Origin of the sequence: Lentzea sokolovensis (assembly GCF_033949975.1) — a bacterium.
GTDB classification, from domain to species: Bacteria; Actinomycetota; Actinomycetes; order Mycobacteriales; family Pseudonocardiaceae; genus Lentzea; species Lentzea sokolovensis.
Genome location: NZ_JAXAVU010000010.1, coordinates 270,337 through 292,455 on the forward strand (window position 1 = coordinate 270,337; position 22,119 = coordinate 292,455).

Consider the following 22,119-nt stretch of genomic DNA (forward strand, 5'->3'; position numbering starts at 1 on the left):
GGTGGAGATCCGCCCGGCAAGCCGGGCCGACATGCTCACGCACTCGCGCGGGCTCACCGCCCGCGATGCCGAGGTGATCTCCTACCTGGCGCGGCATCGGGTGCTCACCGCACTGCAGCTCGCGCGGCTGGTGTTCGGCTCCTACTCCCACGCCCGCTCCCGGCTCGCTGTACTCCACGAGCGCGGCGTGCTCGCCCGCTTCCGCCGTGACATCTGGCCCGGCTCCCAGCCGTGGCGCTACACCCTCGGCCCCGTGGGCACGGTCGTGCACGCAGCCGCCACCGGAGCCGCACTGCCGCGTCCCGCTACGGTCACCGAAACCGTGCTTCGGCTCGCGCACTCCACTCATACCGAACACCGGCTCGGGGTTAACGACTTCTTCGCCACCCTGGCTGGACACACCCGAGACCACTCCGAGTGCGCACTGCGCGAGTGGTGGCCGGAAAACGAGATCGCCGAAACCTGCGCAGGCATCGTCCGCCCTGATGCCTACGGTGAATACACCGCTGCCGACGGCACACTCGCGTTCTTCTACGAACACGACACCGGAACCGAACCCATCACGACCCTGGTGGAGAAAGTCGGCAAGTACGCCGAGCTGGCCGACGCCGGCATCCGCAAGCCCGTCCTGTTCCAGCTCCCGAGCACGAGCCGCGAACACAACTTCCACGTCGGCCTCGCACAGCGCTGGCCGCACAAGACACCCGTGCCCGTGGCGACCTTGCCCACCGACCAACTCGCCCCGCCCAACCACCGCATCACGCCCGCCACACCATCCATCGTGGACGAGCTCTGGCTACCAGCTGGGCATGGACGCCGCCGCTCGCTCTCCAACCTCATGTCACGCCGCACGCAACCGTTGGAGGATGTTCGAGACTGCCACCTTCGTTCCGCCTGAAACTCTTCTCCCACAACATGTTCCGGACTCGCGTCGAACGCCCGCCTGTCTCGCCTCAGGTGAGACCAGCACTGAGACAGCGAGACGACGCCGAGATCGCAGCGAGACACCGAGTCTCGCTGGTCTCGGCCAGTCTCGCAGCTTGTCTCGCTGTACCAAGGGCAACAACGTCCGGAGCGCGACCACACAGCCGGTGATCGCCGGCCCCGACGGGTGCCGAAGTGCAGTCGGGGAGTCGAGGCCCACCAGTTGGCTTTCCTGTTCGACGCCACAACCTGGCCTGCCGAACAACCGCCCGTGACATCACGCGCACCAGGAGCGTGCTCACGGCATCTGGAGGTGCCGACGATGGACCCCCAACCGCACGACGAGGCAATTGTTGTTCCCCTGCCTCGAAAAGCACCCGATGGTGACATCGAGATCCCACCCCATGCCATCCCTGAACAGGTGGTTTGGCGGTATGATGGGACAGGGAAGCGCACGAAGAACTGGACTTTCTCCGGTCACGTGCGCTACATGAGTGGCGCCGAAGGCGATCGTTTGCGCGGCGAGCTGAACGCCGTGATCCACGATCTTCTCGACTGGGCTATGACCCAGGAACGCGCCGAACAGCCCGACGAGCGGGAGGCTGCATGAACACCCCGAACAACCCCGAAATAGACCCGCCCGCACCGGCACTGGCCGCACGGTTCCCCGCGGCGCTCACTGTGGTGCCGTCCGGGCCGTCAGGGTTGTCGGACTACGCGGTCTCACCACTCGGCATGCCGACAGCCTTGCTGCGCAACGAAGTCCGAGTCGCCTTCCTTGCTCGAACGTCCACAGACGACCAGCAGGATCCGCGCCAGTCCATGTTGCGGCAGCTCGGAAACTGCAAGGCCGCCATCCCTGAGTCGTGGGTGATCGTCGCTCACTTCTACGACGTCGAGTCAGGTCGCATGGAACTCGACCAACGTGGCCGTGGCGAGAACTACGAGCGCTACGACATCCCGATCGCTCGTGACGGTGGAGTCGCCGACCTTCTCGACGAAGCCACGCATCCAGGCCGCCGGTTCGATGTCGTGATCTGCGAGAGCGTCTCGCGAGTCGCCCGCCGCACTTTCGAGGGCCTCTCGATCGAACGGGAGTTGGAGCGAGTCGAGGTCCCGCTGTTCGCCTCCAACGAACCGATCACACTGGCAGGGAGTCGGGCGCAGCGAATTCTGCAGCGGCGGATCAACCAGTCGGTGGCCGAGTACGAGGTCCTCAACACCCTCGAACAGTCCTGGGGTGGACTGTGCACGCACGTGCGCGAAGGCTGGAACATCGGCAAACCGCCGTATGGCTACAAGGCCAAGATCTACCGCCACCCCAACCCCACCAAGGCCGTCAAGGGTCAGACCAAGACACGGCTCGAGCCCGACGGCCTGCAGGGCGAGACTGTCACGCAGATGGCCGCGTGGCGCTATCACGAAGGTCTCGGCTACGACACCATCGCCGACCGTCTGAATGCCGAACCCGCCAAGTACCCGCCACCAGTGCCGCCCGGCAAGGTCCGGGCACGCGGGGCCTGGGGCAAGACCAGCGTCTACGAGATCCTGCGCAATCCCAAGTACACCGGCTATCAGGTGTTCAACCGCCGCGCCTCCCGCTCTCGGCACGGCAAGATCAACGATCCGGTGAAGTGGGTGTGGTCCACCGAGCCCGCGCACGAACCGCTGATTCCGAAGTGGATGTTCGACGAGCTCAACGCTCGGAGGCAGGTCAAGCGGGGCTCGCGCGACGGCAACGAGTTGAACAGCCACCCCGAGACCACCCGTACGTACGTATTTCGCGGCATGGTGTTCGACTCCTGCGGGCGTCGGATGTTCGGCAGCCAGCGCGGTGAGCGCGCCTACTACCTGTGCTGGCCACGCAACAACAACCGCGGCCGCCCCGACAACTACCCCAACCACGCCAAGACGGTCTACATCCGCGAGAGCAAGCTGCTCGACGCGATTGCCGCGTTCTACGCCGACAGGGTCTTCGGCCCACACCGCCGAGCGATCCTCGCCGCCGAACTCGCCACAGTCGACGACCGGCAGACCCAGGAACGACAGGCCCAGCGAGAGCGACTGCAACGCGGCATTGCCGAGATCGCTCGCCGCCAGGACACCATCCTGCGGCAGGCACAGAGCGGCGATCCCGATGACCCGTTCAGCCGAGGACTGCGCCAGAGGTACAACGACCTCGAAACCGAGAAACAGGCCTCTCTGGCCGCCGTCACGGAACTCGACGCCATCGACGAGGCCGAGCCCACCAAACCCAGTGAAGAGGACGTCAACCTGATCGACGCACTCCCACAGCTGCGGATTGACCTGGCCAAAGCACCCGAGAAGCTGCTGCGGAAGCTGTTCGACACCACCCAGCTGACCATCCGGCTACATCCGGACAGCAACTACGTGACTCTGACCATCAAACTGCCGGCCGACCGGCTCACCATCATCGCCGGAGCTGCGGAAAGGATCGGCGAAATGTCCCAAGACGCACAGAAACCCGTGACCAGCATGGTCACGGGCTCCTGTGTGGACGTTGTACGTGCCCCCGGTGCGACTCGAACGCACACTGGACGGATTTTGAGTCCGCTGCCTCTGCCGATTGGGCTACGGGGGCGTAGCTGGGTGAACTGTAGCGGATCACCCAACCGAGTTTCTTGCTGGGGACCCCTAGGACTTAACGAGTCGGCCGATCGCCGCCGACGCCTCCGCCAGCTTCTGCTCGGCCACCGGACCACCTTCCGCGGCGGCCTGGGCCACACAATGCTTCAGGTGCTCGTCGAGCAACCCCAGCGACACCGCCTGCAGCGCCTTCGTGGCCGCGGAGATCTGGGTGAGGACGTCGATGCAGTATTCGTCGTTCTCGACCATGCGCTGGAGACCACGGATCTGTCCCTCGATGCGGCGCAGTCGCTTGAGGTATGCGTCCTTGTCCGCGGTGTACCCGTGCATCGGCCCCTGACCTTCCCTACCCCTGGCGGGTATGTCGAGGATACCCGCACCGGATGGGGGTGCGTTATGTGCGACGCTGCTCCGTCGGCTGGAATGGGGAAGCGTCCGGCAAGCCCAGCAACGGGCCGAAGTGAGACGAGTAGCACCACATTTTGGACCCATAACACCCGTGTGGTTTACCGGGTAAATGCCCCGACCGGGCGGTTGCGGTCACATTTTAGCGGCGAAAGGTTCGCCGTTTTTCCTCGTGTGGACTATGGTGTTGTCGAAGCACGTGGTTACGTCGAGGATCCGCGTGCTATGTGAGTACCCAACGGAGGAACAGTGGCACAGCAGACCGTCGTCCAACTCATCGACGACCTCGACGGCGGAGAAGCCGACGAGACCGTGACCTTCGCACTTGACGGTGTCGAGTACGCCATCGACCTGTCGAAGGGAAATGCGGAGCGGCTTCGCGAGTCGCTGGCGGACTTCGTCGGCAAGGCCCGTCGTGCGGGTGGCCGCAAGCAGCGCAAGGGCACCGGCAAGTCCACGGTCAAGGCCACCGACAAGGCTGAGGCGCAGCGCATTCGTGACTGGGCTCGCGCGCAGGGGCACCAGATCTCGGACCGCGGTCGTATTCCGCAGAACCTGGTCGTGCAGTTCCAGGAAGCGCACGCCTCCTGACCTGCGTGAACAAGCGAGGTTTCCACACGTCGGCCGGGTCGCCGGCCGACGTGTTAACCCCAAAGATCTAACACATCCCGGTTCGTTCACACTATCCCCGGAACGCGGGATCAACGACCTGGAAAGTGTGCTCCGAACAGGCGTGACACCGCGGCGGCCTTGACCGCTGTCTCCTCGAATTCCTCGTCAGGGTCGGACAGTGAGATGACCGCTCCGCCGACTCCGAAACTCACCTGGTCCCCGTTCGCGACCAGCGTTCGGATGACGATGCTGAAGTCCGCGGCTCCGTTGAGCGAGAAGTAACCGAGCGCTCCCGAGTACACCCCACGTGGACCGGCTTCCAAGCCATCAAGGATCTGCATGGTCCGGATCTTCGGCGCACCGGTCATGGAACCGCCGGGAAACGCGGCTCGAACACATCGGACGGCAGAACTGTCCGGCCGAAGCCTGGCCCGCACGGTGCTCACCAATTGGTGTACGGTCGCATAGGTCTCGACGTCGAACAACCGCGTCACCTCGACCGAACCCACTTCCGCGCACGTGCCGAGATCGTTGCGGACGAGGTCCACGATCATCAGGTTCTCCGCGCGGTCCTTGACCGATCGCGCCAACGTTGTGCGCAACATCTCGTCGTCCGCCGCATCAACACCTCGCGGCCGCGTCCCCTTGATCGGCGATGACTCCACGACGCGATCTCGGCCCACCCGGATAAATCGTTCGGGTGACGTGCTGAGCACGGAGAGGTCACCGAAACGCATCAACGCCCCGAACGGAACGGGATTAGCGGCGCGAAGCAGCCGATATGTGTCCCACGGGTCGAGCGTCGCACGCCACGACATCATGTTCGTCAGGCACGCCTCGTAGGTCTCCCCCGCCGTGATCGCTTCCTGGCACGCGCTGATCAGCTTCAGGTAGTGCGCGCGCGGATGGCGCAACGTCACCTCCGACACGACCGGCCGGGAAGGCTCCGGCAATGGCCTGAGCTGTCGCAGAACAGCCGAAACCTCGCCGAACCAGGTGTCATCGGTCAGCGAGAGCAAATAGACGCAATCATCAACGTGATCGATGACCACGGCACGGTCCGCGAAGACGAACGACGCGTCGGGCTGCTCCGCGCGGTGCGTGAAGTCGCCGCCGCACTCCGCTTTCAGCTCGTAACCGAGATACCCGACCCACCCGAGGGCGAAGTCGAACGGCACATCGGGCTGCTCGACACCCCACGCCGTCAGGTCGTCGTCCAGCCAGGAGAAGAAAGAAGGACAGGGCCGTGGCACTCCGTCGAGGGTGAGCACCTGGTCCTGCACGGAGTACTGGGCGACGCGGGCGAGGGGCCCGGAGGCATTCCCCATGAACGAGAACCGCCCGCCTGACCCGCTGTCCAGCCAGAACGCGGCCTCAGAGGCCCCGTGGAGCGCCGCGAACACCTCTTCCGCGTCCACGGCCACGGCGAGCTTCCGGACGTGCACAGGACGCTTCTGAGGCGTTGAACGAACCAGCGCCGGTTCCGGCACCGCGGCCGTCCTGGTCGGGGTCAGCGCGGCGAAGTTCGCGAGCATCTCGCGACCGAATTCGGTGCAGATCGATTCGGGATGGAACTGCACACCCCACGCAGGTCTGTCGAGAGCGCGCACACCCATCAGCACGGAGTCTTCGCTCCACGCGATGGCTTCCAAAGAAGAAGGCAGATCCGTGACAGCCAGCGAGTGATACCGCACGACGTCGAACGGCGAGGGCAGCCCGGCGAACACGTTGACGCCCGTGTGCGTAACAGCGGAAACGATCCCATGGCGCGGCACGGGCGCAGGCCCCACGACAGCGCCGTACGACTGACACAGGCCCTGGTGTCCCAGGCACACGCCCAGCAAGGGAATCGTGGCGTGGTCGATCACCGCGCGGCAAATGCCGAAGTCGGCGGGATTGCCGGGCCGGCCGGGTCCGGGAGAGATCACCACGTTGTCGAACGACCGCAGTGAGGCAAGCCGGAAGCGCGGGTCGTCGTTGTGGACGACCACGGGCTCGGCGCCGTTCACCTCAGCCAGGTGCTGAAAGAGGTTGAACGTGAACGAGTCGTAGTTGTCGATGAGCAGGGTTCGCATTCCAGGACGGCACTCTACCTGGCAAAACACCCGATCGGAGCAACGAGAGAGGGCGGCCACAAATCGTGACCGCCCTCTGGACTCGAACGCGAACTCAGCTACCGAGCAGGAACTTCGGATCCGCCGTGAGCGCCGCCAGTTCCGGCGCGAAGAACGGCTGCCTGTCCAGCTTCGGATACCCGCTGTAGGAGTACTCCTCCTCCTGCGTGATCGTCACCGTCCAGCCGTTGGCCGCCCGGTAGGACGCCGTCGTCGCATTGCCCTGGGCGGGGTTCACGGGAGAGGCGACCCCGACCTGGTTCCCTGCGACTTCGTAGATCTTGCAGTCGGAGCCCGCAATGCCGTGCACACCGTTGGGCACCGCACACGGATTCGTCGGGCGCTTCGGATTCGGCATGGTCACGATGACGGTCAGCTGACCGACCTTGTCGTCCTTGCGCACCGGCACGTACGCCGTGTACTCCCAGATCTCGGGCGTCTCACCCTTGTTGCTCGAGACCTGCGCCTGGGCGCGGAGCATGCCGCCGTACATGGAGGGATCCTTGTACTTCAGATCCGGCGCGTCGTACCCGGCGGGCAAGGACGCCTTGGCCAGGTTCAGCAGCTGCGTGCCGCGGTCGGCCTGCGGCCCGTTGGTGGCCGTCCGGTCGGACTGCCCGACCGGCCACTGCTCGCCCCACTGCGTGTCCGGCATGCCGGGTTTGCCGGGATTGGAGCTGCTGCTCTGCCCCGCGCCGATCAGGTAGTCCTTCGTGCTCTGCGGGTTCAGCGCGAACGCCGACCCGAGCCCGACACCGACCACGAGCACGGCGACCGCGGCCCCCGTGATCGACGCCCGCCGCTTGGACCGGGCCTTGTGCGCCCTGTCGAGCGCGATGCCCGGATCCATCGACGGCGGCGGGCTGCTCGCCACCACCACATCCTGAAAAGCTCGCTTGAGGTCCTGTTCGTTCATCGAACCCTCTCCTGCTGTGAGAGCAGGCCGCGCAGCGTCTGCAGCCCCCGCGCGGCCTGACTCTTTACGGTTCCTTCCGAACACTTGAGAACGGAGGCCGTCTGTTCGACGGACATGTCCTCCCAGTACCGCAGGACGAGGCACGCACGTTGCTTCGGAGGCACCTTCGCCAGCGCCTCCAGCAGCACCATCCGTTCCTCGGGGTAGGCGCCCGGCGGAGCCGCCGAGTCGGTCAGGTCGTCACTCGCCGACTCGAACCGGAACCACCCGCGCCGTCGCTCGGACAGGAACGTCCGCACCACGATCTGCCTGGTGTAGGCGTCCAACGCCTCGTGCCGCTCGATCCGCCGCCAAGCCAGGTACAGCTTGGTGAAGGCCTGCTGCACGAGGTCTTCCGCGCGATGCCAATCGCCGCACAGCAGGTACGCCGTGCCGCGCATGACGTCGGAACGGGCCGCGAAGTACTCCTGGAACGCGGCGTCCCGATCACTCATCAGGTTTCCCCCTAATCTGCGGTGCCGGGTTAGTCACGCCACCTGGGGCCTGGCGGGTTGCACGAAGTTCTCGAAACGCATACTGATGTCGTGATTTTCCTTTTGCTCCTCGGCGTCCCGGTCGCGCTGGGCCATTTGTACCTGTGGCGGCGGCTGGTCGTGAACACGACGCTCCCCCGCACGCTCGGGCGCCGCATCGGCACCGTGGCGATCATCGGCGCGTTCGTGATGCTGATGAGCGCCCTGGTCGTGACGCGCAGGGTGCCGCCGGAGTACGGGAAGTTCTTCGCCTGGCCGGGGTTCGTGTGGCTGGCCGTGCTGTTCTACCTGGCGATCGCACTCGGCGTCGCGGAGATTCCGCGCCGGATCCTGCTCAAGCGGGCCACGCTCACGCCGGTGGCCGCCGGCGCCGCTCCCGTCGAGCCCGTGGAGGTCGTGCCGGACCCGTCGCGGCGGCTCTTCATCGCGCGCTCGGTGGCGATCGGTTCCGGCGTCGCGGCGGGCGGTGTCGTCGGGTACGGCATGACGCAGGCGCTGGGCGACCCGCAGTTGCTGAACGTGCCGGTGACGCTGAACAAGCTGCGGTCGTCGTTGTCGGGCTTCCGGATCGCGGTCGTGAGCGACATCCACCTCGGGCCGCTGCTCGGGCGTTCGCACACCGAACGGATCGTGCGGATGATCAACGAGCAGCAGGCCGACATGGTCGCGATCGTCGGCGACCTGGTGGACGGCACCGTCGCCGAGCTGGGCGAGGCGGCGGCACCGTTGCGAGACCTGGTGTCGAAGCACGGCAGCTTCTTCGTGACCGGTAACCACGAGTACTTCTCCGGGCACGAGCAGTGGATCGCGGAGCTGGACAGGCTCGGCGTGAACCCGTTGCGCAACGAGGGTTTGACCATCGCCGGCGGCATCGAGGTCGTGGGCGTGAACGACGTGACCGGGAAGTCCTACGACGACGGCCCGGACTTCGGCCGCGCGCTCGCGGGACGAAACCGAAACAACCCCGTAGTCCTGTTGTCACACCAGCCCGTCCAGGTCGCCGACGCGTCTTCACACGGCGTCGACCTCCAGTTGTCCGGTCATACACACGGTGGACAGATGGCGCCGTTCAACTTCCTTGTGCCGCTGCAGCAACCCAGCACCGCAGGGTTGTCGAAGGTGGACGACACCTGGCTCTACACCAGTCGTGGCGCGGGTTTCTGGGGTCCGCCGGTGCGCGTGGGCGCGCCCCCGGACATCACGATGATCGAGCTGCGTTCTGCTGGCTAAATCACACTCGGCTGTACTGGATTGCGCGATTGCGGTGTCAAGGCCGTAGAGTGGACGGCCGTGCCCGCGTACGGACCGCGAGGCGGATGAAGGGGGAACCCTGGGGAAATGACCGAGAGCTTCGCCGTCGACCGGCGTTACGAGGCAGAGGCTCGTATTCGGCGTTTCCTGGACCAGGAGAACCCGTCGACACCGTGTCTGGTGATCGACCTCGAGACGATTCGCGCGCGCTACCAGGCGATTCGCGCGGCACTGCCGTCCATCGACATCTTCTACGCGGTCAAGTCGAACCCGGAGTCCGACGTGGTCGCCACGCTGGTCGCGGAGGGTTCGCACTTCGACGTGGCGTCACCCGCGGAGATCGACCTGTGCCTGGCGCGCGGCGCCGCGCCGTCGTCGATCTCCTACAGCAACCCCATCAAGAAGGCCGCTGACATCGCGTACGCCCACTCACGTGGCGTGCGGATGTTCGTGTCGGACAGCGAGCAGGACGTGCGGTTCGTCGCCGAGCACGCGCCCGGTTCGTCCGTCCTGGTGCGGATTCTTGTCCACAGCAAGGGTTCCACCTACCCGTTCGGCAACAAGTTCGGTTGCGATCCGGAGATGGCGACGGATCTCTTGCGGCTCGCGCACCAGCTGGGACTCGTTCCTCTCGGCATCGCGTTCCACGCGGGCTCGCAGCAACTCTCCGTCGAGGGCTGGGACTCCGGCATCGCCGACGCCGCGCTGATCGCCGCGAAGCTGCGCGCGGAAGGCATCGAGACGTCGACGGTGAACCTGGGCGGCGGGCTTCCCGCCGTGTACCAGGCTTCCACGCCTTCCCTCGACGATTTCGCCGTCGCCATCGAGGCCTCGATCGCCCGCCACTTCGGCGCCGTGCGTCCCAGGGTGATGATCGAGCCCGGCCGCGCGATCTCCGCCGAGGCCGGGATGATCCGTTCCTCGGTCGTGCTGGTGTCGCGGAAGTCCTATTCGGACGAACGCCGCTGGGTGTACATCGACATCGGCCGTTACCAGGGCCTCGCCGAGACCGAGGGCGAGGCGATCGCCTACGCGTTGCGGACCTCGCGCGACGGCGGCCCGGTCGGCCCGATCGTCCTCGCAGGTCCGACGTGCGACGCGGACGACGTCATCTACCAGCACACCCGCTACGACCTGCCGCTCGACCTGAAGGCGGGTGACCACGTGGACATCCTCCACGCGGGCGCCTACACCTCCTCCTATTCGTCCGTGTGCTTCAACGGCTTCCCGCCGTTGGCCACGTACTGCGTCTAAGCCTGTTCGCAATTCACATAGTTTGGAGTGATTGATGTCCGAAGCGCCCTGTCAGACCGAGGAGACCGTCGGTTTGTTCGCGGGACAGCACGTACTTGCAGAGCTCTCGGGTGTGAGTGCGGATCTGCTCGACGACGAGCAGTTCCTGCGGCACGCCCTTGGTGAGGTTCTCACGCAGGCCGACGCAACCGTGCTGGAGGTGATCTCCAAGAAGTTCGATCCCCAAGGAGTCACCGTGCTGGCCCTGCTGTCGGAATCCCATGCGTCGATCCACACTTATCCCGAAGTGGGTTCGGTGTTCGTCGACGTGTTCACCTGCGGTACCCGTGCGAAACCAGCGCTGGCCGTCCAACTACTCGCTGACGCTCTGGGCGCTGCTCACGTGAGCACGGACCTCGTCACTCGTGGCGTCAAGGAGCATGTCGCGTGAACACGATCAACGAGCCGCTCGCCGATGGCATGACCCGCCACTGGCAGGTGGACGAGGTGCTGGTCGACACCAAGACCGACTTCCAGCACCTGGTGATCGCCCGTACGGCCCAGGGTCTGTCGCTGTTCTGCGACAACGACCGCCAGTCGACGGAGTTCAGCCAGCTGACCTACCACGAGGCCCTGATGGTGCCGGCGCTGCTGCTGGCCGACACCGTCGAGCGCGTGCTGGTCATCGGCTCCTCCGAGGGCGTCGTGTGCCAGATGGCCGTGCAGCACGGCGCTACGGTCGTCGACCACATCGACATCGACGAGCAGGCCGTCAAGCTGTGCGCGGAGCACCTGCCGTACGGCTACACGTCTTCGGAGCTGGCTGCCGCGGAGAAGGGTGACGGCCCGATCCGCGTGCAGTACATCGACGGGTTCGAGTACATCCGCACGACGTCGGAGAAGTACGACATCGTGCTGGTGGACCTGCCCGACGAGCGCGAGGAAGAGGCGCAGCACAACCGCCTGTACGGCGCGGACTTCCTGCGCATGTGCAAGGCGCTGCTGCGTCCCGGCGGCGTCGTCGTCAACCAGTCCGGCTGCCAGACGATGTGGCGCAACACCACCCTGATCCGCTCCTGGCAGCGGTTCAACGAGGTGTTCGACACCGTCGCCTACTACGGCTCCGACGAGCACGAGTGGGCGTACCTGTTCGGCCGCGCGGACGTCGTCGAGGACCCGACCGCGCTGATGGTCGAGCGCCTGAAGACGGCCGGGTACCAGCCGGAGTCGATCGACGACCTGGCGTTGCTGGGCAACAGCATTCCGCCCTACCGGGTGCGGCAGTCGCTGGCCTGATCGCAGGCTTGTCGAGAGGGGCGCTTCCCGTTCGCGGGAGGCGCCCCTTTCGCTCGTCCCCTAGGCGAGTGACCGTTTGAGGAAGTCGACCTGCAGGAGGAGCAGGTTCTCCGCCACCTGTTCCTGCGGGGTCATGTGGGTGACGCCGGACAGCGGCAGCACGGTGTGCGGGCGGCCGGCGGCCAGCAGGGCGTTGGACAGGCGCAGGGTGTGAGCCGCCACCACGTTGTCGTCCGCCAGGCCGTGGATGATCATCAGCGGGCGGGAGAGCTTGTCCGCGTCGGCGATGAGCGAGTTCGAGTCGTAGACCTCGGGCTTGTCGTCCGGGTGGCCGAGGTAGCGCTCGGTGTAGTGGGTGTCGTAGAGGCGCCAGTCGGTCACCGGGGCGCCCGCGATGCCCGCGTGGAAGACGTCCGGGCGACGCAGGACCGCCAGGGCGCTCAGGTAGCCGCCGTAGGACCAGCCTCGGATCGCCACTCGCGTGAGGTCCAGGTCCGGCTCGAGCGCGGCGGCCGCGTGGAGGGCGTCCACCTGGTCCTCCAGGGTGGCGCCGGCGAAGTCGAACGCGATCGCGCGCTCCCAGGCGAGGCCTCGGCCCGGGGTGCCCCGGCCGTCGGCGACGATGACCGCGAAGCCCTGGTCCGCGAGCCACTGCGAGGCCAGGAAGGCGTTCTGGGCCGAGACGACGCGCTGGGCGTGCGGGCCGCCGTACGGGTCCATCAGCACCGGGAGCTTGGTGCCGGGGACGTGGCCGGTGGGCAGCAGCAGGGCGGCGCGGAGGGAGCGTTCGCCGAGGGTCAGCATGCGCGGCGACGCCGTGAGGACCGGCGTGTCCGCCCACGACTCGATCACGTGGTCGCCGACGCGCACCCTTGCACCGAAAGTGTCCAAAGTGGCCGATACGAGGACAACCGTTTTACCGCCCCGAACCGCAGAATGCACACCGTCCTCAGAGGACAGTTGCTCGACCGTCTCGCCAACGGAGTAGACGTGCGTCTGCGTCGGGTCGTCGGCGGAGGCGGTGATCAGGATCGAGTCGTCGGCGATGTCGAGCACCCGCCGCACCTGGAGGCCGGAGGTCAGAACGTCGTCGCCCACCCGGAGCGCGTACTCGTCGCCCTCTTCCACGATCCGCACGAGGCGGCCGTCCGGCGTCCAGGCGGGAGCGCCGTCGGTGACCTCGAGCCACGTCGGGTCGGTCTCTGCCGCGAGCTCGGTGACGGTGCCGGTCTCGGGGGCCAGCGTGTAGATCTTGCGGGTGCGCTGGTCGCGGGTCTGCGTGGTGATCAGCGGGGCGCCACCGGACGACCAGTGCACGTCGTTGAGGTAGTCGAAGTCGAGCAGGACCGGCACGAAGGTGCTGTCCAGCGACACGACGTGCAGCGACACCGCGGCGTTGGTCGTGCCCGCCGCCGGGTAGGCGATCTCGGTGGCCGCGGTGGCGGGGTTCGCCGGGTCGGCGATGTACCAGCGCTGCACCTCGGCGTTGTTCACGCGCGCGACGATCAGGCGGTCGCCGTTCGGCTCCCACCAGTAACCGCGGTAGCGCGACATCTCCTCGGCCGCGATGAACTCGGCCAGGCCGAACGTCACGTCCTCACCGTCCGGCTCGGCGACGGCGTAGTCCTCGCCCGAGGACAGCTCGACCACCCGCAGAGTGCCGTGCGTGACGTACGCCACGCGCCGGCCCGTCGGGTCTACACGCGGGTCGATCACGCCACCGCGCGTCGGCAGCTCACGGACGGCACCGTCCGTCAGGTCGGCCACGAACAGACGCCCGGACAGCGCGAACGAGGCCACCGAGGCGTCCCGGGAGAGCGCGTAGCCGACGATGCCCGCGCCGGACTCACGCGTGCGCTCGCGGCGTGCCTTCTCCTCCGCGGGCAGGTCCTCCGGATCGGACAGCAGCGTCGCCGGGTCGGCGAGCAGCCGTTCGACGCCGGTGGTCGTGTTCAGCTCCCAGAGCCCGTTCGCACGGCTTGTGGCCGTGGCCGGGCGCAGGAAGAAGACACGTGCGCCGTCCGCCGACACCGCGAAGGTCCTCGGTGCTCCGACGGTGAACCGCTGGGTACGCGCCTGTTGGCGCGGGAAGGAGATGTCGTTGCCCACCCACCAACACTAACCCGCGCACGCGTGCCGCACGGGGGCCTGTGACGTGCGCTGCCTGGCGCGATACAGACCGGGAGGGGGTTGTGAGCGTCATGGCTGGGCGTGCGCCGCGGCCGCCTGTCCGCGCCACGGTGGTGACGGTTGTGGACGGACGGTGCGAGACGCGGACGGGTTGCGGTGCGGGACGTGGGCCCAGCGCAACACACCAGCGGTGCGCCACACACGAGTCGCGTACGCCGCGAGCTGGCGGGCGCCGGGTGCGAGCCATCGGCGCGGGGCGCGGGGCGACGAAGCAGGCCAGCAGCACGCCACACATGAGTCGTGCGCGCCGCGAGCCGACAGCGCGCGGGCAGTGGACGGCGGGTGCGGTCAGCGGCGCGGGACGAGTTGGCGGGCGGTGGGTAGCGGGTGCGGGTCAGCGACGCGGGGTGCGGGGCGGCGCAGCACACCAGCGGCGCACCACACACGTCGCGTGCGCAGCGAGCCGACGGCGGACGGCAGGTGCCGGGACGGGACGCGGTGGCAAGCCTGACGCCGTCCGTGCCGAGCGGAATGCCCGCCCAGCACGAACGGATACCGCACCCGGCCCGCCGCCTAGCTCACCTTGCTCTTGGGAGGCAACGGAAAGAAGCCGCTGGTGCGTCGCACGTACTCGGCGTAGCCGGGGCGGCGCGACACGATGTCCTTCTCCAGCAACGGTTTGCCGCTGCCCTTCGCGAGCAGCCACGTCATGATCACCGGGCCGATGATCGTGAGCGCGGCGAGCCACGAGTGCAGTGCGAAGAGGTACAGGCCCCACCACACGACCGAGTCGCCGAAGTAGTTCGGATGCCTTGTGTAGCGCCACAATCCGCGGTCCATCACGGCGCCCTTGTTCGCCGGGTCCGCCCGGAACCGGGAGAGCTGCCAGTCACCTACGGCCTCGAAGACGAAGCCGACCGTCCACACGCCAGTGCCCACCCAATCCAACACCCCGAACGGGGCCGAAAGATGCTGCGCGGCCTGGACCGGCAGCGACACGATCCACATCAGCACGGCCTGGATCAGGTAGACGCGGTACATCCGCAGGCGGGGGTTTCCCTTGGCACGCCTCAGGATGTCCTGGTAGCGAGGGTCTTCGTCCTTGCCCCGGTTGCGGGAGTGGATGTGCACGCCCAGGCGTACGCCCCACACCACGGTGAGTGCGGTGACCACCCACTGCCGAGTTGGTTCGCCCTCCGCGAACAGGAGCGTGATCACCGCGATCACGGCGAAACCCGGGCCCCACACGGAGTCGATCAGGTCGTAGCGCTTGCGGGAGTCCGCGTACAGGAACAGGCCGCTGAGCAACAACAAGACCACGACGAAGCTGATCAGGAAGCTCATCGGGCCACCAGCTCACGACGCACGCGCGGCATGCCGCTGCGGCCGTTCTCGCTCCTGCGCACCGCGAGGATCTGGTCCACGCCCATCCTGCCCTCCTCGAACGTCAGCGCGCCGCCCGCGAGGTACAGCCGCCAGACCCGCGCCTGTCCTTCGCCGACCAGGGCGACGACCTCGTCCCACCGCTCTTCGAGAGTCCGCGCCCACGCCCGCACGGTCCAAACGTAGTGCTCGCGCAACGCGTGCACGTCACGGATCTCCAGGCCGGCGCCTTCGAGGAAGCCGGTGGTGGCACTGACCGGGCGCATGTGCATGTCCGGCGCGACGTACGACTCGATGAACGCCCCGCCGCCGGGTGCGTTGTGGCCGCGCGACATCTGCTGAAGCAGCAGGCGTCCCTCGGGCTTGAGCAACCGGTACAGCGTCGAGGCGTACTCGGGGTAGTTGCTCTCGCCGACGTGCTCGCCCATCTCGATCGTGGAGATCGCGTCGAACGGTTCGCCGCTCACCTCGCGGTAGTCCTGCAACCGCACCTCGACGCGACCGGTCAGCCCCTCGGCCTCGATTCGGCCGAGGATGTGCGCGCGCTGCTGGGCGGAGATCGTCACGCCGGTCGCGTGCACGCCGTAGTGCTTCGCGGCGTGGATGATCATCGAACCCCATCCGCAGCCGACGTCGAGCAGGCGCATGCCCGGCCGCAGGTCGAGCTTGCGGCACACGAGGTCCAGCTTGTTGTGCTGCGCCTGCGCGACCGACTCGTCCTCGGACGTGAAGTACGCGCACGAGTAGGCCATGCTCGGATCGAGCACGAGCCGGTAGAAGTCGTTGCTCAGATCGTAGTGATGCGAAATGGCATCACGGTCACGGCTCTTCGTGTGCAGCGCGCCCCGCAGCCGTGCCTCCTCCTTCGGCGCGTCCGGGTTCGGCCCCAGCACTTTCAATCGCAATGCGAGTTTCGCGACCTCCGAGAGCCGAGGCCGCCGGGTCACTCCCCGCCGCACGAGCCCCCAGATCTGCGAGAGACCGGTCGCGAGGTCACCCTCGACGTCGAGCTCGCCGCTTACGTACGCGCGGGCGAGCCCCAGCTCGTTCGGACTCCAGACGAGCCTCCGCAACGCGTCGCGGGAGCGGATCACGAGCACCGTGCCGTCCTGCGGCCCGGCCACACTTCCGTCCCAGGCTCGAAATCCGATTGGCAACGGCGCGCCCAGCACCCGTTCGGCCATTCCCGCCAGCTGACCAGCGACGACCACCCTGCACCTCCTGCGTGACCTGGCTCCGCCAGACGTTCGAGACAGGACGAGGTTCGGTTCGTTTCTGAACCGAGACGCAACCCCGGCCGTATGGCCTGGATAGAGCGAACGGATGGACGAGGAGGACATGAGTGTGATCCGACGTAACCGCATTGCCATCGGGCTCGCCGCGGGACTGGCAGTTGTGCTGGGTCTGGGTGTCTGGAGCGCCACTGGCAGTGGCACGAACTCCAAGCCGGTGGCACAAACCGAAACCGATCTGGGCGTCCTCGGTGACTACGGCGACGTGGGTCAGCCCCCGGTACTCCAGGAGCCCGCACAGGCCCCCGAAGCCCCAGTTCAGCAGCAGGCCCCGGAAGTTCCGGCCGCGCAGCCCCCTGCGGCGCAGCCCCCCGCAGCAGCCCCGGTCAGCACGTTGAGGCTGGTCGGCAAGAGCGTGGACAAGATGGGCCAGGTCGTCCAGGACGGCGATGGCCGCACCCTTTACCGCTTCGACAAGGACGTTCCGAAGCCTGAAGGCAAGTCCAACTGCAACGACCAGTGCGCCGTGACGTGGCCGCCGATGCTGTCGGACACGATCCCGCAGCTGGAAGGCGTCGACTCGAAGCTGGTCTCGCTGATCACCCGCGCTGACGGCAAGAAGCAGGTCGCCATCGACGGCTGGGCTCTCTACACGTATTCGAAGGACCCGGCGCCGGGCAAGTGGGCCGGCCAGGGCATCGGCAACACGTGGTTCGTGATCCAGCCCAACGGCAAGCGCAACGTCGAGTGCCTCCCGCCTGGTGTGACGGTGCCGGCTGCGTAACCCCACAGCATCCCGTTAGGACGGTCCTTCTGAAACACACATCACCCTGACACGGTGAAACCCCGGCCCTGGGGAAGGGGCCGGGGTTCCCGTCGTTTCGCTCCAGGGTCACCCAAGCCGAAGGGGCGCCACCGGATCTCCGGTGGCGCCCCTTCGGTTTCTCGGATCAGAGCGTGGAGTACAGCGGGTGCTTCGCCGCCAGAACCTCAACGCGCGCACGCAGTTCGTCGATCGCCGCGCCCGGCTTCAGGGCCTCCGCGATCACGTCGGCGACCTCGATGAAGTCCACCTCGCCGAACCCGCGGGTGGCCAGCGCCGGCGTACCGATCCGCAGACCGGACGTCACCATCGGCGGACGCGGGTCGTTCGGAACGGCGTTGCGGTTGACCGTGATGCCGATCTGGTGCAGCACGTCCTCGGCCTGCTTGCCGTCGAGCTCGGAGTCGACCAGGTCGACGAGGACCAGGTGCACGTCCGTGCCGCCGGTCAGCACCTTCACGCCGGCCGCGGCGACGTCCGCCTGCGACAGCCGCTCGGCCAGGATCCGCGAACCCTCCAGCGTGCGACGCTGACGGTCGGCGAACTCCGGCGAGGCGGCGTGCTTGAACGCCACGGCCTTGGCCGCGATCACGTGCTCCAGCGGACCGCCCTGCTGGCCGGGGAACACCGCCGAGTTGATCTTCTTCGCGATGTCGGCGTCGTTCGACAGGATCACGCCGCCACGGGGACCGCCGAGGGTCTTGTGGGTCGTGGTCGTCGTGACGTGCGCGTGCGGCACGGGCGACGGGTGCAGGTCGGCGGCGACGAGGCCGGCGAAGTGCGCCATGTCGACCATCAGGTAGGCGTCGACCGAGTCCGCGATGCGGCGGAACTCGGCGAAGTCCAGCTGACGCGGGTACGCGGACCAGCCGGCGACGATCAGCTTCGGGCGGTGCTCGGTCGCCAGGCGCTCGACCTCGGCCATGTCGACGCGGCCGTCGGAGTCCGCGACGTGGTACGGCACGACGTTGTAGAGCTTGCCGGAGAAGTTGATGCGCATGCCGTGCGTCAGGTGACCGCCGTGCGCGAGGTCCAGGCCCAGGATCGTGTCGCCGGGCTGGAGCAGCGCGAACATCGCGGCCGCGTTGGCCTGCGCGCCCGAGTGCGGCTGAACGTTCGCGAAGCCCGCGCCGAAGAGCGACTTGATGCGCTCGATGGCGAGACGCTCGACGACGTCCACGTGCTCGCAGCCGCCGTAGTAGCGACGGCCGGGGTAGCCCTCGGCGTACTTGTTGGTGAGGACGGAGCCCTGGGCCTGCAGCACCGAGACGGGCGTGAAGTTCTCCGAGGCGATCATCTCGAGAGTGCCCTGCTGGCGCGCCAACTCGGCCGCAACGGCTTCGGCGACCTCGGGGTCGTACTCCGCGAGGGAAGCGTTGAACTGGTCGGACATCTGGAGAATCTCCCTACTTGGCGCGCTTGTAGAACGGAAGTGCGACGACCTCGACCGGCTGCTTCTTGCCGCGGACGTCGACCAGCAGTGAGGTGCCGGGCTCGGCACTGGCCCGCGACACGTAGGCCATGGCGACGGAGTAGCCGAGGGTCGGGGACAGCGCGCCCGACGTCACCTCGCCCACGACCTCGTCACCGTTGAGCACCGCGTAACCGTGGCGCGGGGCGCGGCGCTCGGGGGTCTTCAGTCCGACCAGGACCGAGTCCACCCCGGACTCGGCGACCTTGGCCAGCGCGTCGCGGCCGACGAAGTCGCCGGGCTTGTCGAGCTTCACGACCCGGCCCAGGTTCGCGTTGTACGGCGTCAGCGACGTCGTGAGCTCGTTGCCGTACAAGGGCATTCCGGCTTCGAGGCGCAACGTGTCGCGGCAGCCCAGGCCGCACGGCTTGAGCTCGTGCGCCTCACCCGCGGACAGCAGCGCCGCCCAGACGGCCGGGGCATCGGCGGGCGCGACGAAGAGCTCGAAGCCCTCCTCGCCCGTGTAGCCCGTGCGCGCGAGCAACGCTTCGACACCGGCCACGGTGGAAGGGTACGAGGCGTAGTACTTGACTGACGCCAGATCCGTCTCGGTCAGGCCGGACAGGATCTCGACCGACTTCGGGCCCTGGATCGCGATCAACGCGTAGTCGGTCGACTTGTCCGTGACGACGGTGTCGAAACCGGCGGCGCGCTCGACGAGGGCCTCGGCGACGACAAGAGCGTTGGAGGCGTTCGCGACGACCATGAACTCCTCGTCGCCCAGGCGGTACACGATCAGGTCGTCCAGCACGCCGCCGTCGGCCTGGGTGATCATCGTGTAGCGGGCCTTGCCGACGGCCAGCGCGGAGATGTGGCCGACCAGCGCGTAGTCGAGAGCCTCGCCCGCCTGCGGTCCGGTCAGGACGATCTCACCCATGTGCGTGAGGTCGAACAGGCCCGCGGTGGTGCGCACCGCGTGGTGCTCGGCGAGTTCGGACGAGTAGCGCAGCGGCATCCGCCAGCCCGCGAAGTCGGTGAACATCGCGCCGAGCTGCTCGTGCTCGGCGTTCAGAGGCGTGAGGCGGGACATCAGAACGCTCCTCCAGGGTGCGCCGAAGAGCCGGACGCGGCCGGCTGAGGCATCAGAAGAATGACACGGTCCATCGGAGACTCCTCACTAGAGCGAGCCTCCCCCTCTGTCATGAGCCTGAGAGCTTCACCACCGAAGTGGCTTGCACCGTGGGCGAGGCTGCCGAGCAGCCTGCTTTCCAGAGTTGCCTTCGTCGCGCGGTACCTGTGCCTGAGAGATTCCGGGGAGGGATTGCTCCTTCGGCGCCCCTGCTGGAGGGGTCTCTTCCGCGCGACATCGACGGCCGTGTTCAGTTGGTAGCCCCAGACGCTAGCAGGCCAAACGTCACAGCGGCACGCCCTGCGCCGTCTTCTCGACCACCTTGCGCTCCGCCCAGAACGACAGGAACGGGACCGTGCCGGCGAGCAGCACCAGCAGGGTGCCCTTGATCGACCAGCGGAGCTTGAGCGCCAGGTCGACGGAAATCACCAGGTAGATGGCGTAGAGGAAGCCGTGGATCGGGCCGACGACCTTCATCGCGCCACCCATGTCCGCGGCGTACTTGAGCACCATGGCCACGACCAGGAGCAGCAGGAAGACTCCGACCACGTAAGCCATGACCCTGAACCGGGTCAACGCACCCTTCATCTGCCCGCCTTCGCTCAACGACCGTCCCGCGCGTTGAGGTTCGCGAGCATGCGGTTGTAGGCCGCGAGCTCCGCGTCTTCTTCGTCGTCGAAGTGCTCGACAGGCGCGGGTTTGACGGCGTCAACGGTAGCCATCGGCTTCGGGGCGGCCGCAACCGGCTCGGGTGCGAGATCCGCGTCACTGTTCTGGCGCGCCAAACGACGGAACCGCCACACCATGAAGAGGGGGAAGAGGCCGAAGAGCGGCCACTGGAGCACGTACCCGAGGTTCTGGAACGTGCCGCTGGCGGACTCGAAGCGCTGCCACTGCCACCACGCGAGTCCGCAACAGGCGACCAACGCCGCCAGACAGGCGAACGCGATCAGCACTCGTTGGGGGGTAAGGAGGCCGCGCACGACCCCAAGACTACTTGGGTGAGGCCTCCTGACGGAGGCCACCCCGTGGGGGATCCGGGGGCTTGCCCCCGGCTGGGGCGTGGGGGCTTGGCCCCCACAAAACACGCGAAGCGATCGAGGTGAGCGCATTCCGCGAACATGGGGGCCCCAATCGTGGAGCCCCGTTCCCGACCTACGCCACGCCGTCTCGGCGCTGCCTCTGCAGACGAGCAACGCACCAGGCCGCGGCGGAGCCACGACGAAGGTGCTGGAGAACCGTCATCGGTCCCAGGCGCCTCCCGAGATCGGCAGGAGACAGGCCGGCCGCGCGGTAGTCGAGCGCGCGCTGGTCCAACGGGCTGATGCCCGCGTCCCACCACTGCTCGGCCTCGGCGACGTCGCCCACCAGCTGCCAGTAGCTCGCCGCGGCGGCGAGCAGTGCCTCGGGTGCCTCCGGCGCCCGCTTGCGCATCGCGGCCACGTAGGCCGGATCCGCAGAGTCGACCTTGACCAAGCCACGCGACCCGCTCCTGCCTCCCCGCTGCACGGGGATGCCTGGCGCCGAGGGGGGAGCCTCCGCGAGCCACGCGTTCTTGATCCGGTTCACCTCCTGCATCTCTGCGTCGTCAGACCGTTCAGCCGCCCACTGCTGCAACAGCTCGTGGACCCCGGAGTCCTCGACCATATGTGCCTCCTCGTCGGTCGGGGATCGGCCATTGCAGCGGAAGGTATTCGGTAGGTCTGACAATCGCCAGACCCTGAATCCCCAGAACACCCGTTACCAGTGCGTGATTGGCCTCATTCCACCCATCCGGCTCAACGCAGACGGCCGAAGATCACTCAACGTCACTAGCTGATCGGGGTGGCCGTGCCGAAGAGGCTCCTGACGAAGGTGATGATCGACTCCGCGCCGTCCCGCAGCCAGCCGAGAGCCGTCTGGACCGCCGAAGCGGACTCTTCTGGCCGGGTGATCAGGAGGAACAGCACCAGCGCGACGCCCGCCAGCACTAGCACCTTCTTGAGGTTCACAGGTACCTCTCCGTCCGTGTGGTTCACCGGTCAGGCGGCGGACCGCCCGTGTCACCCGTCATGGTCCCTCATTCACCCTTGCGATGAACAACGACCACGCCCAAGTCATCCCAGGATCCACCAGCGACG

General features: G+C 67.3%; 21 protein-coding genes, 1 tRNA gene, 1 pseudogene and 2 riboswitches. Of the genes and pseudogenes, 9 read left to right on the forward strand and 14 right to left on the reverse strand.

Features of this window, described 5'->3' with window-relative positions; translation table 11 throughout:
- Positions 1–31 precede the first annotated feature (31 nt).
- The 3 genes and pseudogenes from SK854_RS23220 to SK854_RS48265 form a co-directional block, all read left to right on the forward strand.
- On the forward strand, positions 32–898 hold the full coding sequence (locus tag SK854_RS23220) for a replication-relaxation family protein (RefSeq protein WP_319977195.1): 867 nt from the start codon (positions 32–34) through the stop codon (positions 896–898).
- A gap of 348 nt (positions 899–1,246) precedes the next feature.
- Positions 1,247–1,534 carry a hypothetical protein gene (locus SK854_RS23225; protein WP_319977196.1) on the forward strand — a complete coding sequence of 96 codons (288 nt, stop codon included), beginning with the start codon at positions 1,247–1,249 and terminating at the stop codon, positions 1,532–1,534.
- A 299-nt stretch (positions 1,535–1,833) separates the two neighbouring features.
- Positions 1,834–2,577, forward strand: a pseudogene (locus SK854_RS48265) (recombinase family protein); the annotation flags it as partial.
- Positions 2,578–3,452: 875 nt separating this feature from the next.
- Here the strand turns inward: SK854_RS48265 and SK854_RS23235 are convergent.
- Both SK854_RS23235 and SK854_RS23240 read right to left on the reverse strand, forming a co-directional pair.
- Positions 3,453–3,526: transfer RNA gene (locus tag SK854_RS23235), tRNA-Leu, on the reverse strand.
- Between the two features lie 53 nt (positions 3,527–3,579).
- Positions 3,580–3,861, reverse strand: a complete 282-nt coding sequence (locus SK854_RS23240; protein ID WP_319977198.1) for a metal-sensitive transcriptional regulator — start codon at positions 3,859–3,861, stop codon at positions 3,580–3,582.
- Between the two features lie 324 nt (positions 3,862–4,185).
- Between SK854_RS23240 and SK854_RS23245 the strand changes: the two genes are divergently transcribed.
- Positions 4,186–4,527 carry a histone-like nucleoid-structuring protein Lsr2 gene (locus SK854_RS23245; protein ID WP_030476951.1) on the forward strand — a complete coding sequence of 114 codons (342 nt, stop codon included), beginning with the start codon at positions 4,186–4,188 and terminating at the stop codon, positions 4,525–4,527.
- Between the two features lie 110 nt (positions 4,528–4,637).
- Here the strand turns inward: SK854_RS23245 and pabB are convergent, their stop codons facing one another.
- From pabB to SK854_RS23260, 3 genes are all read right to left on the reverse strand, one after another.
- On the reverse strand, positions 4,638–6,623 hold the full coding sequence (pabB, locus tag SK854_RS23250; protein WP_319977199.1) for an aminodeoxychorismate synthase component I: 1,986 nt from the start codon (positions 6,621–6,623) through the stop codon (positions 4,638–4,640).
- A 94-nt stretch (positions 6,624–6,717) separates the two neighbouring features.
- Positions 6,718–7,578 carry a hypothetical protein gene (locus tag SK854_RS23255; protein WP_319977200.1) on the reverse strand — a complete coding sequence of 287 codons (861 nt, stop codon included), beginning with the start codon at positions 7,576–7,578 and terminating at the stop codon, positions 6,718–6,720.
- Positions 7,575–8,072: a SigE family RNA polymerase sigma factor gene (locus SK854_RS23260; protein WP_319977201.1), complete on the reverse strand. Its 498-nt coding sequence runs from the start codon at positions 8,070–8,072 to the stop codon at positions 7,575–7,577. Before SK854_RS23260 ends, SK854_RS23255 begins: the two co-directional genes overlap by 4 nt.
- A gap of 90 nt (positions 8,073–8,162) precedes the next feature.
- On the opposite strand from SK854_RS23260, the gene SK854_RS23265 reads away from it, so the two are divergent.
- The 4 genes from SK854_RS23265 to SK854_RS23280 all read left to right on the forward strand — a co-directional run bounded on the left by SK854_RS23265 (position 8,163) and on the right by SK854_RS23280 (position 11,891).
- Positions 8,163–9,341 carry a metallophosphoesterase gene (locus tag SK854_RS23265; RefSeq protein ID WP_319977202.1) on the forward strand — a complete coding sequence of 393 codons (1,179 nt, stop codon included), beginning with the start codon at positions 8,163–8,165 and terminating at the stop codon, positions 9,339–9,341.
- A gap of 108 nt (positions 9,342–9,449) precedes the next feature.
- Positions 9,450–10,616, forward strand: a complete 1,167-nt coding sequence (locus SK854_RS23270) for a type III PLP-dependent enzyme (protein ID WP_319977203.1) — start codon at positions 9,450–9,452, stop codon at positions 10,614–10,616.
- Between the two features lie 34 nt (positions 10,617–10,650).
- Positions 10,651–11,046, forward strand: coding sequence for an adenosylmethionine decarboxylase (gene speD / locus SK854_RS23275; RefSeq protein WP_319977204.1), 396 nt, complete (start codon positions 10,651–10,653; stop codon positions 11,044–11,046).
- A 29-nt stretch (positions 11,047–11,075) separates the two neighbouring features.
- A complete protein-coding gene (locus SK854_RS23280) occupies positions 11,076–11,891 on the forward strand; it encodes a spermidine synthase (RefSeq protein ID WP_319977840.1) in 816 nt (271 codons plus the stop codon).
- A gap of 60 nt (positions 11,892–11,951) precedes the next feature.
- Here the strand turns inward: SK854_RS23280 and SK854_RS23285 are convergent, their stop codons facing one another.
- The 3 genes from SK854_RS23285 to SK854_RS23295 form a co-directional block, all read right to left on the reverse strand.
- Entirely contained in the window at positions 11,952–14,000 is a 2,049-nt protein-coding gene (locus SK854_RS23285; RefSeq protein ID WP_319977205.1) for a S9 family peptidase, read from the reverse strand.
- 594 nt (positions 14,001–14,594) lie between these two features.
- A complete protein-coding gene (locus SK854_RS23290) occupies positions 14,595–15,365 on the reverse strand; it encodes a DUF1295 domain-containing protein (RefSeq protein ID WP_319977206.1) in 771 nt (256 codons plus the stop codon).
- Positions 15,362–16,588 carry a cyclopropane-fatty-acyl-phospholipid synthase family protein gene (locus SK854_RS23295; protein ID WP_319977841.1) on the reverse strand — a complete coding sequence of 409 codons (1,227 nt, stop codon included), beginning with the start codon at positions 16,586–16,588 and terminating at the stop codon, positions 15,362–15,364. The genes SK854_RS23290 and SK854_RS23295 overlap by 4 nt, the downstream gene beginning before the upstream one ends.
- A gap of 154 nt (positions 16,589–16,742) precedes the next feature.
- On the opposite strand from SK854_RS23295, the gene SK854_RS23300 reads away from it, so the two are divergent.
- On the forward strand, positions 16,743–17,420 hold the full coding sequence (locus tag SK854_RS23300) for a COG4315 family predicted lipoprotein (RefSeq protein WP_245822058.1): 678 nt from the start codon (positions 16,743–16,745) through the stop codon (positions 17,418–17,420).
- A gap of 166 nt (positions 17,421–17,586) precedes the next feature.
- Here the strand turns inward: SK854_RS23300 and glyA are convergent, their stop codons facing one another.
- The 6 genes from glyA to SK854_RS23330 all read right to left on the reverse strand — a co-directional run bounded on the left by glyA (position 17,587) and on the right by SK854_RS23330 (position 21,990).
- A complete protein-coding gene (glyA, locus tag SK854_RS23305) occupies positions 17,587–18,852 on the reverse strand; it encodes a serine hydroxymethyltransferase (RefSeq protein ID WP_319977207.1) in 1,266 nt (421 codons plus the stop codon).
- Positions 18,853–18,865: 13 nt separating this feature from the next.
- Positions 18,866–19,960, reverse strand: coding sequence for a glycine cleavage system aminomethyltransferase GcvT (gene gcvT, locus SK854_RS23310; RefSeq protein WP_319977208.1), 1,095 nt, complete (start codon positions 19,958–19,960; stop codon positions 18,866–18,868).
- A gap of 99 nt (positions 19,961–20,059) precedes the next feature.
- Positions 20,060–20,147: riboswitch (glycine riboswitch) on the reverse strand.
- Between the two features lies 1 nt (position 20,148).
- Positions 20,149–20,239, reverse strand: a riboswitch (glycine riboswitch).
- A 45-nt stretch (positions 20,240–20,284) separates the two neighbouring features.
- A complete protein-coding gene (locus tag SK854_RS23315; RefSeq protein WP_093597120.1) occupies positions 20,285–20,587 on the reverse strand; it encodes a DUF3817 domain-containing protein in 303 nt (100 codons plus the stop codon).
- A 14-nt stretch (positions 20,588–20,601) separates the two neighbouring features.
- Positions 20,602–20,982: a hypothetical protein gene (locus SK854_RS23320; protein ID WP_319977209.1), complete on the reverse strand. Its 381-nt coding sequence runs from the start codon at positions 20,980–20,982 to the stop codon at positions 20,602–20,604.
- A gap of 172 nt (positions 20,983–21,154) precedes the next feature.
- Entirely contained in the window at positions 21,155–21,646 is a 492-nt protein-coding gene (locus SK854_RS23325; protein ID WP_090012227.1) for a transcriptional regulator, read from the reverse strand.
- Between the two features lie 164 nt (positions 21,647–21,810).
- Positions 21,811–21,990 (reverse strand): hypothetical protein, encoded by a 180-nt coding sequence (locus SK854_RS23330; RefSeq protein ID WP_319977210.1) that lies wholly within the window; start codon positions 21,988–21,990, stop codon positions 21,811–21,813.
- Positions 21,991–22,119 lie beyond the last annotated feature (129 nt).